This is a genomic window from Microbulbifer hainanensis (assembly GCF_014904735.1).
Lineage (GTDB): Bacteria > Pseudomonadota > Gammaproteobacteria > Pseudomonadales > Cellvibrionaceae > Microbulbifer > Microbulbifer hainanensis.
Genome location: NZ_JACZCR010000030.1, coordinates 30927 through 45095 on the forward strand (window position 1 = coordinate 30927; position 14169 = coordinate 45095).

11 protein-coding genes are annotated in these 14169 nt (G+C 57.7%); 5 read left to right on the plus strand and 6 right to left on the minus strand.

Annotated elements, in window-relative coordinates; translation table 11 throughout:
• Positions 1-38 precede the first annotated feature (38 nt).
• Positions 39-2396, minus strand: a complete 2358-nt coding sequence (locus tag IG168_RS12060) for a TonB-dependent receptor domain-containing protein (protein ID WP_319024700.1) — start codon at positions 2394-2396, stop codon at positions 39-41.
• A 262-nt stretch (positions 2397-2658) separates the two neighbouring features.
• Between IG168_RS12060 and IG168_RS12065 the strand changes: the two genes are divergently transcribed.
• The 5 genes from IG168_RS12065 to IG168_RS12085 all read left to right on the plus strand — a co-directional run bounded on the left by IG168_RS12065 (position 2659) and on the right by IG168_RS12085 (position 9679).
• Positions 2659-3681 (plus strand): WD40/YVTN/BNR-like repeat-containing protein, encoded by a 1023-nt coding sequence (locus IG168_RS12065; protein WP_193164656.1) that lies wholly within the window; start codon positions 2659-2661, stop codon positions 3679-3681.
• Positions 3682-4155: 474 nt separating this feature from the next.
• The gene (locus IG168_RS12070) at positions 4156-5103 is read left to right on the plus strand and encodes an ABC transporter ATP-binding protein (protein WP_193164657.1); all 948 of its coding nucleotides are present in this window, start codon (positions 4156-4158) and stop codon (positions 5101-5103) included.
• Complete coding sequence (locus IG168_RS12075) at positions 5093-8014, plus strand: Gldg family protein (protein WP_193164658.1); 2922 nt, start codon at positions 5093-5095, stop codon at positions 8012-8014. The genes IG168_RS12070 and IG168_RS12075 overlap by 11 nt, the downstream gene beginning before the upstream one ends.
• A 15-nt stretch (positions 8015-8029) precedes the next feature.
• Positions 8030-8989 carry a DUF4340 domain-containing protein gene (locus IG168_RS12080; RefSeq protein WP_193164659.1) on the plus strand — a complete coding sequence of 320 codons (960 nt, stop codon included), beginning with the start codon at positions 8030-8032 and terminating at the stop codon, positions 8987-8989.
• A 249-nt stretch (positions 8990-9238) separates the two neighbouring features.
• Entirely contained in the window at positions 9239-9679 is a 441-nt protein-coding gene (locus tag IG168_RS12085; RefSeq protein WP_193164660.1) for a DUF805 domain-containing protein, read from the plus strand.
• A 102-nt stretch (positions 9680-9781) separates the two neighbouring features.
• Here IG168_RS12085 and ybaK read toward each other — a convergent pair whose 3' ends face one another.
• From ybaK to IG168_RS12110, 5 genes are all read right to left on the minus strand, one after another.
• Entirely contained in the window at positions 9782-10255 is a 474-nt protein-coding gene (gene ybaK / locus IG168_RS12090) for a Cys-tRNA(Pro) deacylase (RefSeq protein ID WP_193164661.1), read from the minus strand.
• 207 nt (positions 10256-10462) lie between these two features.
• Positions 10463-10777 carry a YceK/YidQ family lipoprotein gene (locus IG168_RS12095; RefSeq protein ID WP_193164662.1) on the minus strand — a complete coding sequence of 105 codons (315 nt, stop codon included), beginning with the start codon at positions 10775-10777 and terminating at the stop codon, positions 10463-10465.
• A gap of 217 nt (positions 10778-10994) precedes the next feature.
• A complete protein-coding gene (locus IG168_RS12100; RefSeq protein WP_226876918.1) occupies positions 10995-13079 on the minus strand; it encodes a M13 family metallopeptidase in 2085 nt (694 codons plus the stop codon).
• A gap of 226 nt (positions 13080-13305) precedes the next feature.
• Positions 13306-13686 carry a VOC family protein gene (locus IG168_RS12105; RefSeq protein ID WP_193164663.1) on the minus strand — a complete coding sequence of 127 codons (381 nt, stop codon included), beginning with the start codon at positions 13684-13686 and terminating at the stop codon, positions 13306-13308.
• A gap of 181 nt (positions 13687-13867) precedes the next feature.
• Positions 13868-14169: hypothetical protein (locus tag IG168_RS12110; protein ID WP_193164664.1), on the minus strand; the 302-nt coding region annotated here is incomplete at its 5' end.

A 14169-nucleotide genomic window follows, 5' to 3' on the forward strand; every position in this document is an offset into this window, starting at 1 on the left:
CGGAACGAATCCGCCCACCCGCAGTGTTATGTCGTGTCCTAGAAGTCCATTGTAGCCGCGAGCGACGCTGTGCGCGGGGCACCGATCCAGGCGCCACCGGCAACGACGGTGCCGAGGTATTGCTCATCGAAGAGGTTGTTGACCACCAGCTTCAGGTCGATTCCGCTCAGGGCGTTGCCAGTATTACCCAGCGTGAGTCCCAGATAGGCATCGGTCACCAGATAGGCATCGGCGGTCCAGGTGTTGGCGGGATCCACCGGGCGGTCTCCGGTGTACTTGGTGGAAAGGCCGCCATAGACAGGGCCGGAATGCCAGTCCAGACCCAGCGCTAGCATCTGGTCCGCGATGCCGACTACATCGTTGCCGGCTACCAGGCCCTGTTCGGCATCCACGGCGGCATCACCCGTGCCGATATAGGTGGCGTCGATCAATGTGTAGGATGCGTACAGATCGAAATTGTCATTGAGATCAATGTTCAACAGCAGCTCCAGGCCATCTGAATCGATGCCGCCGGCATTGAAGTAGGAGCCGTTGGTGCCGATCAGGTAGGAGGGGCCGGTCTCGGTATTGTTGTCGAGGAAGATAATGCGGTTGTCGAAGGTATTGCGGAAATAGGTAGCGGTGGCGGCCAGCGTATCGCCAGAGTAACGCAGGCCCAACTCGGTCGATTCGGAAGTTTCCGGTTCGAGATTGTCCAGGTCGGACTCCGGTCGCTCCAGGACACTGTCACCGATAGCCTTGAAATTCTCCGCGTAGCCGGCAAAGAGTTCGGTACCTTCGATACCGGTTTGCCACGCCAGTCCGGCCGACAGCAGTATGTCGGAGTCGGAATTGATGGCGGCATCCGGCGATGCGTTGAACAGGTCTTCCCGCTCCACGTCCACCAGGAACTGTTTCGCTCCCAGAGTCAAGGTCAGGGTGTCGATAGTGAGCGCGTCCTGCAGGTACCACTTGGTGGACTCCTGTGGGTAGCTGCGGCTGTACTGCACCCAGTAGGGGGTGGAAGCAAAACCCGGTCCGCGACTGGCGTCGTTGATCTTATGCCAGTCCCGGTATTCGTCGCGTGTGCCGTCCTCGTACCAGAGGCCGCCGCGCAGCTGGTTTTGTTGGCCGGCGATGCTGTTTTCCAGCGTGAAGTCCAGAGTCAGGCCTGCGCGATCCTTTTCGTAGTGGGTGTGGCGGTAGGACATCACCGGAATGGCGCCGGCCGGGTAACAGCTCGGGTCGTATGCCGGAGCAGCCTGTCCATAAACGGTGACGATTTCGGAAACACAGCCGTCAGCGGGTGACAGCGCGGTGCCGTCGGCATCGACATAGTAAATGAGCCCCAGGCTGTCGCCAGCTTCCGCGGTAGTGCCGCCGAGATATTCCGACTGACCCGAGTCGCCGTCGGGCGTGATGTCCACCAGGTAGGGAGGAACCCAGTCTCCACGCCCCTCATTGTGGTGATAGTAGGCACCGCCTTTGAGGTTGAAGCTTTCAGTCAGGTCAAAATCAAACTGGGCGTAGGCCAGCTGGTTTTCGCGTAGGGTGGACCAGCTGCGGCGGTAGAGCTGGTCGATATAGGGAATACCCGTCCAGTCACCGGTCAGGAAGTCCGTGTTCGGATACTGCTCGTATTGAGCCTGCGAATAGGTGCGCTGGTAGTTGTCTTCCTGTACGTCGTCACTGGAAAGATATGCCTTAATCGAACCATTTTCCAGCGAGGTCACCAGCTTAGCGGCAAAGTGTTCGCGCTCATTCTGGGCGGTTTCGGTAATCCAGTCCGTGGCTTCCTGATTGGAGTAGGACAGCCAGGCCCGGCTGTTGCCGGCAAAGGTGCCGGTGTCGTAACGCAGGAAAACACGCTGTGCATCAAAGTCACCCGCTGCGAGGGAGGCGCGCATGCGGCGACTATCCGTGGGGTCGTCGGTGCGGTAGTCAATGGTGCCGCCGAGGGCCTCGTGGGAGCGCGAGGCGATATCCGCCGTGCCCTGAGATACCTCGACGCCGGCGATATTGTCGGGATCGACAAAACGGTTGGCCTTGGAGCCACCACCGTAGTTGGAGCCCCCGTTGGGAATGCCGTCGATGGTGGTACCGATCTGCTGCTGGTCCAGGCTGGTGGTGAAACCGCGCACGGTAATGTTGGTGGACCAGTCATCGAATCCGTAGGTATCCCCTTCATTAACGGACACACCGGGGAGGTTGTCGATCAATGCGTTGACGCTGGTGATACTGGACTGTTGCTTGCGCATGGCGTCGGTGACGGCGCTGCTGTTATAGGTCTCGCCGGATCCCACGACGACGACTTCTTCAATATCTGTTGCGCGCTGTTCCTGAGCGGAAACACCGCTGGCCATCATTGCTGTGGTCAGAGAGATGGCCGAAACCAATGGTTTTCTGAGTGTGTTCACTCCATTGTCCCCTATAGGATAGTCATATGTTTATGCTGCGCCGCTGCGATGAATTGGGTGATCCCTTTATAGGTGCGGCGCGTATTCGCTTTTCGCGCGGGTACAGTGACCGTAAGTGATGACTTGTTCCTGACACTCAGGTGAATTTATGATGACTAAATTGTTAGGGCCGTTAGCGGACGAACTCCTTTCTGGATTTAATCCAAAATAATTCCGCCAGCCGATGAAAATATAAAAAATAGCAGCACGGGAGTGCCTACCCATGATCCGTTTTTTCTACTGTCTTTTCTTCGTGGCTTTCACGGCACATGCTGCGGAATTGCCGAACTGGCAAGCTGCGCAGCTAGCCAAGCCGGCTTCCCTCCGCGGCAGCGCCGTCGGCCCGAAGAGCCTGTGGGTGAGCGGCACAGACAATACCGTTTTCAAGAGCACCGACGGAGGGAAAAGCTGGGAGGATGTTTCGGTACACCAGCAGCCGGTTACCGACTTTCGCGACATTGCCCTGTTTGACGATAAAACAGCCATCGTGATGGGCGTCGGAACCGGTACCCAGTCTCGCCTGTATCTCACCGAGGATGGCGGCAGCAACTGGGAGTTGCTGTATGAAAATCCGGATGCGGCCGGCTTTTTTGACTCGATCGCTTTCTGGGACCGGAATCACGGTCTGATGCTGGGCGATCCGGTGGATGGTTATTACGTGGTCATGATGACTGAGGACGGCGGCCGCAGCTGGTCGCGCATTGGTAAGGACAAACTGCCGGCCGTTCTGCCCAAGGAGGCGGCGTTTGCTGCCAGTGGCAATACCCTGATCACCGGTGCGGAGGGTCGCGCCTGGTTTACCACCGGTGGCTTTGCCGCCTCGGTTTACAGCAGCGACGACTATGGCCGGACGTGGCAGCGCAGCGCAGTGCCACTGCACCGCGATACGCAGACCTCCGGTGGCTATGCGCTGGCACTGAATCGCGGTGGAGAGATCTTTGTCATGGGTGGCGATTTCCAGGACCGGCCGAGCCGCTACAACAACCTGTCCATGCTGCAGGGCGACCGCTGGAGAGCGGCGGATAACGGCCAGCGGGGATTGCGTACCGCCATGGCCTGTGTGGAGCGCGTCTGCGTCGCCAGCGGCAAAACCGCCAGCGATATTTCCTTTAATGACGGGCACAGCTGGCAGCCACTGCCGGGGGAGGGGTTCTACACACTGGCGGCTGGAAAAGACCGGATTCTCGGTGCTGGCGCCAATGGCCGCGTCGGTGTAATGATTCTTCCGGCGGCGCATCAGCCTTAATTATTTTTCGACTTCCGTATTCCCTGATCGTCGGTTAAATTTCGTGGCGGGCTTTTCGGCCCGCTGACACTCTTTACCATTCTTAACCTTCGCATCGACGGAAATCCCTTATTTTCTGCAGTGAAAGTGCAGTTCCCGTTGGGAATTTTTTCCCGCGTTCGTGAACTTTTACAAAACCCATTTATCTAACCGGCCATCTATTAACGATCAGTTTGTCTTGACGGGCGCCAATTATGTCTGCTGCGCGAACAAGGCTTTTTCCCTTCTACGGGCTCTATGTCGGTGCTGCGGAAATTTTTCGCTGCTACCGTATCGCCCGGATTGCGCTTCGTCGGCCGCGGCTCGGCGGCGTGCTGTTTGCGCCCACACTTTATCCCCACCGCTGTAAACGCCGTCTGGCCGCGCGTCCGCCGCCCCGCTAATCCTTACTGTTCCAAAACAAACACAAAACTCTGTGAACATAAGGAGGACAAGGTGCTGGAAGTCAGTCACCTGAGCCGTTGCTATGGCAGTTTCAAGGCCGTGGACAACGTCAGCTTTGCCATCGACAAAGGCGAAATCGTCGGGCTGTTGGGACACAATGGCGCCGGTAAAACCACCATCATGAAAATGCTATCCGGTTATCTGGAACCGGATGCCGGTTGTGTGCGTATCGACGGTGTCGATATGGCTGAGCACACCAAGCGGCTGCAGCGGCATCTGGGTTACCTGCCGGAAAACCTCCCGCTATACGGTGAGATGACGGTGGCGGACTACCTCGATTACGCCGCCGAACTGAAGGGCCTGGACGGCGACGAAAAAACGGCGGAGATCCGCCGCGCGATCGGTGCGACAGAACTGGCGGACAAGATCGGTTCACCGATCAACACCCTGTCCCGCGGATTCAAACAGCGCGTGGGAGTTGCCCAGGCGATTCTCGGCCGGCCACGGCTACTGATTCTCGATGAACCCACCAACGGGCTGGATCCCACCCAGACGCAACAGATGCGCGGGCTGATCCGCGAGATCGCTCGCGAAGCGACGGTGATTCTTTCCACCCACATCCTGCAGGAGGTGGATGCGCAGTGTAACCGCGTGCTGATCATCAATGCCGGCCGGATGGCCGTGGATGAGCGGCTCGACCGCTTGCGCAGCGCCAACAGCCTGCTACTGGATACGTCAGCGACCGGCGCCGCCTCGCGGCTCAAAGCCCTGATCGGTGTCATCAACGTGGAGGTATTGCCACAGTCTGGCCAGTATCGCCTGATCGTCAAAGAGGGCGCAGACCTGCGCATTCTCGCTGCGGCGGCAGCACAGTCGATAGTGGAGAGCGGTGACCAGCTCTACCGCTTGCAGCCGGAGCAGCGCGACCTGGAAAGCCTGTTCCGCCAGGTAAACGAACGCAGCATGACCGCGGGGGAGGAGATCACTGATGCAGCCTGAAGCCTTCAACAATGCCAGCGGTAGAAGCCTGATCGGGCGTGTCGCGGCCAAGGAGACCAGCCTGTTCTTTGCATCGCCGGTAGCCTATCTGTTCCTCGCCAGCTTCGCGGCGGTGAGCTTGTTTGTATTCTTCTGGGGCGAGGCTTTTTTTGCCCGCAATATCGCCGATGTGCGGCCGCTGTTTGAATGGATGCCGCTATTGCTGATCTTCCTGTGCAGCGCGCTGACCATGCGCCTGTGGAGTGAAGAGCGCCGCAACGGCACACTGGAGCATGTACTCACCCAGCCCGCGCCCCTGTGGCAGTTTGTCCTCGGTAAGTTCGCGGCTTGCCTGGCACTGTTGGGAATCGCACTGGCGATTACCCTGCCGTTGCCCATTACCGTGTCAATGATCGGCGACCTGGACTGGGGGCCGGTCGTGGCCGGCTATGTGGCGACATTCCTGCTGGGCGCGGCCTACCTGAGTATTGGCCTGTTTGTCTCTGCGCGTGCCAGCAACCAGATTGTCAGCCTGATAGTCTCCTGTGCGCTGTGTGGTTTCTTCTACCTGCTCGGTGCGCCGATACTCACTGACCTGTTCAGTAATAGCGTCGCCGATATCCTGCGGGACCTGGGCACTGGCTCGCGCTTTGACGCCATTACCCGGGGGGTGATCGATCTGCGTGACCTCTATTACTACCTGAGCCTGGTGGCCGTTTTCCTCGCCCTGAACACGCTGGTGCTCGAGCGCGAGCGCTGGGCCAGCGGCGGCGACGGCACCAATCGCCAGCGCTGGCGCGTCGTGACCGCACTGCTGGTCCTCAATGCACTCGGGGCTAACCTTTGGCTCGGCCAGATCCACAGCCTGCGCGCGGATATGACGGAAGGGCGCATTTACTCCATTTCGCCGGCGACGAAACATGTTCTCGGGCAGTTGCGCGAGCCACTGTTGATCCGGGGTTATTTCAGCAGCAAGACGCACCCGCTGCTGGCGCCGCTGGTCCCCCAGATGCGTGACCTGCTGCGGGAATACCAGGTGGCTGGCAAGGGCAATGTGCGGGTCGAGTTTGTCGACCCTGAAAAAGCGCCAAAACTGGAAGAGGAGGCCAACAAGAAGTATGGCATTGAGCCGGTGCCCTTCCAGGTGGCAGATCGCTACCAGTCTTCGATCGTCAGTTCCTATTTTGATGTACTGGTGAAATATGGCGATGAATACAAGGTGCTGTCGTTTCGCGACCTGATCGAAATGAAGGCCAATACGGAAACCGATGTGGATGTGCAGTTGCGCAACCCCGAGCACGACGTGACCCGGGCCATCAAGAAAGTGATGCAGAGCTACCAGGCCGGCGGCAACCTCTTCGATACGGTGAAAGGTAAGCTGAAACTGACGGCCTATGTATCCGCCGACAACCGTTTGCCGCAACAGCTGGTGGACTTCAAACAGACTGTGCACCAGGTGGCCGCTGATCTGCAGAAAGACGCCGACGGCCGCCTCGCGGTGGAATTCGTCGATCCCGACGCAAACGGAGGCAAGGTCGCCAAGCAGATTGCCGCAGATTACGGTCTGGAGCCGATGGCGGTCGGGCTGGTCGGACGACCTTTCTATTTTTATCTGACTCTTTCCAGTGGCGACCAGATAGTACAGATCCCGATGGATGATCTGCAGAAGGCGACTCTGAAACGGAATTTCGAGGCCGGTATCAAGCGCTTTGCCAGCGGCTTCACCAAGACCGTTGCCCTGGTGACACCGCCGATGGATTACAGCCAGGGCTACGCCAACGGCCCGCGCTTTTCCGAGCTGGAAAAGCTGCTGGGTGGTGAGTTGAATGTGGAGCACGAGGACCTCAGCGATGGGCGCGTGTCCGGCGAAGCGGATATCCTGGTGCTGACATCGCCGCGCAATCTCGACCAGAAGCAGCTGTTTGCCGTTGACCAGTTCCTGATGAAGGGCGGCACCGTGATGATCGCGACGTCCCCTTACAGTGCCTCCGTCAAAAACCGCAACCTGGCGGTCGAGCCGGTCCACAGTGGCATCGACCAGTGGCTTGCACATATGGGCCTGAAGATTGGGGGTAGCCTGGTACTCGATCCGCAGAACAGCGCTTTCCCGGTACCGGTGACCCGCAATATTGGCGGATTCCAGATGCAGGAACTGCGCATGCTCGACTACCCGTATTTTGTCGATGTGCGTGGGGAGGGCCTGAATGAGAGCAATCCCATTACTGCGGACCTGCCACAGGCGACCATGAGCTGGGCTTCGCCTATTGTCGTCGACAAAGAAAAGTCTTCGGGACACAAGTTAACCCCACTGCTGCAGAGTTCGCCGGGCGCCTGGCTGTCAAGCAGCACTGATGTGATGCCGCGAATGCAGAATGGATCTGTCAGCGCATTCCAGCCGGAAGGTCAAACCGGCAGGCAGTTGCTTGGAGTGATCAGTGCCGGACGCTTTGACTCCTACTTTGCCGGCAAGCCGTCACCGCTCGCGGCCGCCGATGCCGGCAAGAGCGGCGGCAACAAAGGCGCGGATGGCAGTGGCGAGTCAGGTGATAAGGGCCCGGATAAACTCGATGCCCTGTCCACGGAAATCACCCGTTCGCCGGAGTCGGCGCGGATCATCCTGTTCTCCTCCAATGATTTCCTGAATGACCAGGTTCTGCGCATGAGCGGCTCCGCCGCCGGCAGCGACTACCTGAACACGCTGCAGCTGGCGGCCAACAGCGTGGATTGGGCACTGGAGGATTCCGGGTTGATGTCGATCCGCTCACGCAGCCACTTCAATCGCACCCTGCCGGCCATGAAGCACAGCGCACAATTGTTCTGGGAGTACATGAACTATATCTGCGCGCTGCTGGCTCTCGGTCTGGTGGCCCTGGTTCAGATAATGCGCAAACGTGCGCGCCAGCGTCGCTACCAGCAGCTGCTGGCCAATTGAGGGAGGAATCGACTGATGAAGAAACTGCAAACATACCTCAGCGGATTTCTCGCCCTGCAGGTACTGCTGGCTATGGGGCTGTTCTGGAGCCAGCTGCACCAGCGGGCCGCGCAGCAAAAAAGTGAGATACTACTGACCGTTGCGCCGGACAAGGTGCAGCGGCTGGAAATCAGTAGCGGCGATAAAGCCGTTACCTTGGTCAAGCGTGATGGGAAATGGCTGTTGCCAGACCTGAACAGCTTGCCGGTTGACGTCACCAAGCTGAACGTCCTGCTCGACAGGCTAGAAAATTTGAAAGCCAACTGGCCGGTGGCAACCACCAGTTCGGCGCAGGAGCGCTTTGCCGTGGCAGAGGAAAAGTTTCAGAAACGCGTGCGGCTCTATGGTGCCGGCAAGGACAGCAAGCCATTGCAGGAACTCTATATCGGTACCTCACCGGGTTTCCGCAAAGTGCACTTGCGCCGTGCCGGCGAGGATGCCATCTATGCCGTCACTTTGAGTAGTTTTGAGATCCCTGACGGTGCCGATAGCTGGATGGACAAGCAGCTACTGGCGGCGGGGCCGGTGAAGGCGATCAAAGGGCCGGACTACCAGCTGTCCAAGGCGGGTGGCAAGTGGCAATTTGGCTCCGGCGATACCAGTGTCGATAGCGCCAAGGCCGCAGACCTGGCCGGTGCGCTGGCCAACCTGAAGGTAATCAAGCCTGCGGATAAACTGCCGGAAGGCGAGGGCATCAAGCTGGCGGTGACTAGCGACAAGGGCGATCTAAACTACCTTTTCAGCAAGGACAAGGATCACTTCTACGTAAGCCGTGCCGACCAGCCGCAGACGTTTGAGGTGTCGCGGCAGGAGTACGATCGAATTGCCGCTATTCGCAACCAGCAGCTGGTGCGAAAGGTCGTGGATAATGCGGAACAGACTGCTGGCAAGAAAGTCGAGACCGCAACCAAGGAGAAGGCCTCCGCACATAGCTGAGACTTCGTCAGGTAACACTGTCAAAATACGAAGGGCGGCCCCAGGGCCACCCTTTTTTGTGGAGATGATAGCCGGAGAACGGTATTGGAATCTGGGTGCAAAAATCCGAAATTGCAGATCGAATAATTTCTACTAATGTAGAGTAAGTTGCGCTGCATCCTGCTGGTAGGATATCGCGCCACCTGGGCGCGGCTGGGCGGCTTTAACGATTCAATGAATACATTACTCTAACAACAATGATGGGTTTCTATGGAAGGCAATCCTTACACTCCACCTCAATCTAGCTTGCATGGCGATACGCCGGAGTCCGCCACGGGTAATAAGGCTGGAGGCTCAGTGTTCCAGATCTTTTTTTCGACCAGAGGACGCATGTCGAGAAAAGTCTATCTTCTGTTTATCATTTTGCCGCTGCTTTCAGTGTATTTTCTGATGGGTATCTTTTTAGGGTTTTTCCCGGAAAGGCTGGATCAGATGGTGATTTTATATTTGGTCTTTACCGTAGTGGCGGGCTGGATTTCGGTCGTAACGCTGATCAAGCGTATTCACGATTTCGGCAAGAGCGGCTGGTATTGTCTTTTGAGTATCTTCCCGTATGTGGGTGTTCTTTTTTTGCTGATTTTTATATCCATGCCGGGTAATAAAGGCCCGAACAAGTACGGACCTGATCCGAAAGGAAGCCGTCCAGGATAATGGCGGACACCAAGCTTTATTACTGACCGATCGACGGGCACCACAACCCGGAGTCCAGTTGCGGGATTTCAGTGACGTGGTTTCGGTGGAAGGTTCCTGGACCTAACGACCCTGCTTCAAATCAAAATAAGCGCCATTGGTCAGTGCTTTCAGGTCAGCCGGCGCGAGTTCAATTTCCAGTCCGCGGCGGCCCGCGCTGACAAATATGGTCGCATACTCTATAGCCGAACTGTCGATAAAGGTATTCAGGCGTTTTTTCTGCCCGAGTGGGCTGACTCCGCCCAGTACATAGCCGGTGGAACGCTCGACATCTGCCCGTTCAGCCATAGTGGCTTTCTTTGCGCCGGCCGCCTTGGCCACCTGTTTCATGCTCAACATGGATGAAACCGGGACTACAGCAACGACGAGGTTGCCGCTATCGAGGCGCACCACCAGCGTCTTAAAAACCCGTGACTCCGCAATGCCCAGTTTTTCCGCGGCTTCCAGACCGAACGAATCACTCGCCGGGTCATGGGCGTATTCGTGGACCTTGTGCGCAATTTTGGCTTGCCTGGCCGCATTGATTCCTGGAGTCATTGTAAGCTTCCGCGTTTGGGGCCGGCTGGCAGTGGTGTGGTTTATGTCATCGCTATTCCGCGGTTGGCGAAAACTCGCAGTGGGATAAGCAGTCCGCAGGGCAGATCCGGAAGTTGGTTAATGCAGAGGCAGTGCAGTGAACGAATGGCGGATACTGGCTTCGAGTCAACGCTCCAGTGGCGACATAATCACCGCTGGAGTTTCGATTTAATTAATTTCCAGGTTGCCGTTTTTATTTTGGCTGTAAACGGTGACCGGCAGTGCGACGGTATCGGTTATTGCCGATGCAACACCGTCGAACACGTAATAGCCAAGCAGCCAGTCGAAGTTGATGGAATCGCTGTTGGAATTCAGTTTGCACACGTTGTAGGAGACTCCGCTGTAAATCCTCGGCATGACCTGGCAGTTGGTCTTGTCCTTTTTCAGGTTGTCGGCAATTTCGCGATCCGAGTGGGACAGGGTAGTCACAGTGCCGCAGGCGGTGAGCGGCAAAATCGCTAGCAGGGTCCAGAACAGTTTCATATCAGCAATTCTCCTTGGTGCAATTGGGTTTTGTGGCATTCAGTTACTTTTGGCCACCCCGGATCCGGCCGGCCCGATGAGTGGGAACAATACTACCACCCGGTTGTGATTTTGGGGGGCTAGTCATATGGGCGCAATGCAAACGGCCGGGATGCGTTAATCGATACGGGCACAAAAAAGGCAGCCAAAGGGCTGCCTTTTCGATCATCGCGACCTGTTACCAGACTTTGACCCGCTGCTCTGGGGGCAGGTACAGGGTGTCGCCGGGGTTGATGTTGAATGCCTTGTACCAGGGGTCCAGATTGCGCACGGTCAGAGCGCGATACATGCCCGGGGCATGGCCGTCGGTAGCGATACGCTGGCGCAGTGCCTTGTCGCGCATCTTGGTGGCCCAGGTCTGGGCAAAAGCGATAAAGAAACGCTGATCACCGGTAAGACCGTCGATGACGGGCGCCTGTTTACCGTGCAGGGAAGCTTTGTAGGCATCGTAGGCAGCGGCCAGGCCGGCCACGTCGGCAATGTTCTCGCCCAGGGTCAGCTTGCCGTTCACGTGCAGGTCCGGGAAGGGCTGGTAACGGTCGAACTGTTTTGCCAGGGCATCCCCCTGCTTGCCGAAACGGGCGAAGTCGGCCTTGGTCCACCAGTTCCGCATGGCGCCGGTGGAGTCGAAAGCGGCCCCGTTGTTGTCGAAGCTGTGGCTGATCTCATGGCCGATGACGGCACCGATGGCACCATAGTTGTAAGCGTCGTCGGCCGCCGGGTCGAAGAAGGGCGGTTGCAGTATCCCTGCCGGAAAGTTCAGGGCGTTCTGTACCGGCAAGTTGACGGCGTTGACGATCTGCGCGTTCATCCACCATTCGCCCTTGTCTTGGGGCTTGCCGATCTTGGCCAGCTGCTGGGCCGTTTTCACCTTCTCGCCGTTGACTTCATTGGCATAGGCATTGTCGGCATCCACCTTGTAGCTGCTGTAGTCGCGCCACTTGTCGGGGTAGCCGACACCCACCACCAGGGAGTTCACTTTGGCCAGGGCCTCCTTCTTGGTGGACGGGGCCATCCAGTCCAGCGCTTTGACGCGGCGACCGAAGGCGTCGATGATCTGGTCGGTCATGTTCTGGACCTTGGCCTTGGCGGAAGCCGGGAAGTACTCGGCTACATAGGCCTTGCCCACGGCATCTCCCAGATACTCATCCAGGGCACTCAGGGCCCGCTTGTCCCGGCTGCGCTGTTTGGGAGTACCGGACAGGGTGGTGCCGTAGAAGGCGAAATGGGCCCGATCGATGGCAGAGGGCAGCACGTCGGCGTGGCTGTTTATCTGGTGAAATACTAGCCAGTCTTTCCAGGACTGCAGCGGCTCGGAAGCCACCAGGGCCGCCAGGCCGGGAATAGAGCCGGCATGGTAGGCAGCAAAGCGCTGCTGCTGGCCGAGGTCGGCGGCTTTGAAAAAGGCCTGCCAGTCGATTCCAGGAGCCTTTTTGGCAAAGTCGCTGCGGTTCCAGACACCGGAAGACTTGGCAAAGTCCTCGCTGTCGGCGCGGCTGGCATGGGCCTTGGCGATCTTGGTCTCCAGGGCAAAGATACGGTCGGCGCGCTCGGCGGCGTGGTCGATGCCGGCCTTCTTCAGCAGCGTCTCGATATAGGCGCGATAGGCTTTGCGGAGTTCCTGCATCTTCGGATCGTCGGAGAGGTAATACTCGCGCTCCGGCAATCCCAGGCCGCCCTGCAGTATGTAGGGCAGCACCTCACCCGGCGTCGCCAGGCCCTGGGTCACGAAGAGACCGAACAGGTTTTCGGTAGAGAAATCGGTGGCGTTGAGGGGATCGACGTCGGCGCGCAGGTTGGCACCCAGCACGGCAGACAGCTGGTCTTTATTTTTGATGGCGGCATAGCGGGCAAGGTCGGCCTGGATCGGCTTCATGCCAGCGGCATCGATAGCGGCCGTGTCCATATAAGCGTGGTAAAAGTTCGCGATGCGGGCATCGTCCGAGCCGGCGGGATGCTTTTCCCTGACCAGCTTGTCGATCAGTTCAGCTCTGTGCTTTTCCGTCGCGTTGAAGGCCTCGAGGAAAGAGCCCGTGGAGGAACGGTCGTCGGGAATCTTGGTGGTCTTCATCCAGTTGCCATTGGCATAACCGTAGAAGTCATCGCCGGGCTTGACCGATTTGTCCATCGCCTTGACATCGATACCGATATCCGCTTTTTCCTGTGTGGCACTGGCTGCAGCAGCCACACTGATCTGGCAGACACTCAAGCCTCCCAGTACCGTCGCACCCGTAACGAGGACGGTAGCCATTCGTTTCAACATAGGGCTTACCTTAAGTGGTGAGGGGCCAAAATATTCGGCTTCACTGTAACGCTGAAAGGAATTGGCGGGCAATAGAGTGGGAGAGTGTTCGCGGTGTACGGTTGTCTCAGCAAGTTCTGCTGACGCTCTGATCGTACAGAGCCCGGTTCCAGCCGGGCCGCTTGGCTGCGTTGCCAATACCGCCGGGGGAATAGAGTATTCTGGTGACCCCGGCGGCGGTTTCCGGTCAGCCGATCCGGTGCAGGGCACAGATCTTGTTGCCGGACGGATCGCGCAGGTAGGCCAGGTAGAGCTTGCCTATAGCGCCCTGGCGCACGCCGGGCGGATCTTCACATTCAGTACCGCCATTGGCGAGACCGGCGGCGTGCCAGGCGTCTGCCATCTCGGGGCTCTCAGCCGCAAAGCCGATAGTGCTGCCGTTGCCGTGACACGCCGGCTCGCCGTCGATGGGTTTGCTGATCGCGAAGACGCCGCTTTTGGTGAAGTAAAAGCAGCGGCCTTTTTCATCGATCGTACCTGGCTCGTGGCCCATGGCACCCAGTACGGCATCGTAAAACGCCTTGGATTCCTGAATATCGTTCGCGCCGATCATGATGTGACTGAACATTGATATGCTCCTCGTTGAAACGAGCGGAAACTATAAGATAGATACGATCTCGTGTCGCGCGGATGGGAAAATTTCTAGGCGCTAGCGAAGGTAACGTGATTGCGGGTTTTCAGTATCGTCAGATTGCGAATGGTGTACCTGATTGCGGTATATTGAAATTTCTTTCGCTAATTTGAAAGCCTTACTGCCGTGGCTTTTTAAGGGCCTTTTCGCGCTTGTAGTATTCGATGTCCTTTTCTTCCCTGCTCATATGCGTCAGCCGCCATACGAGGATCCAGAGAAGTAGCAGGGGAAGTATAGCGATATAGATTTCGTATTCGAGTATTGGGCTATTGGCCGGGAGAAGCGCGGTGATTTTGCGTACCACCATCGCTTCAAATTGGTTCTGATGCCCGGTAGCTCCCGCGATGATCAGTACATAAAGCGTGCTGATAAATACGGCGAATGAATGGATCAGCTTTCTATATTTCTTCATGCAGGTTG

Coding starts and splice junctions, on each gene's coding strand:
- IG168_RS12065 (WP_193164656.1), top strand. CDS start 2,659: ATGATCCGTTTTTTCTACTGTCTTTTCTTCGTGGCTTTCACGGCACAT.
- IG168_RS12075 (WP_193164658.1), top strand. CDS start 5,093: ATGCAGCCTGAAGCCTTCAACAATGCCAGCGGTAGAAGCCTGATCGGG.
- IG168_RS12080 (WP_193164659.1), top strand. CDS start 8,030: ATGAAGAAACTGCAAACATACCTCAGCGGATTTCTCGCCCTGCAGGTA.
- IG168_RS12085 (WP_193164660.1), top strand. CDS start 9,239: ATGGAAGGCAATCCTTACACTCCACCTCAATCTAGCTTGCATGGCGAT.
- ybaK (WP_193164661.1), bottom strand. CDS start 10,255: ATGACTCCAGGAATCAATGCGGCCAGGCAAGCCAAAATTGCGCACAAG.
- IG168_RS12095 (WP_193164662.1), bottom strand. CDS start 10,777: ATGAAACTGTTCTGGACCCTGCTAGCGATTTTGCCGCTCACCGCCTGC.
- IG168_RS12100 (WP_226876918.1), bottom strand. CDS start 13,079: ATGTTGAAACGAATGGCTACCGTCCTCGTTACGGGTGCGACGGTACTG.
- IG168_RS12105 (WP_193164663.1), bottom strand. CDS start 13,686: ATGTTCAGTCACATCATGATCGGCGCGAACGATATTCAGGAATCCAAG.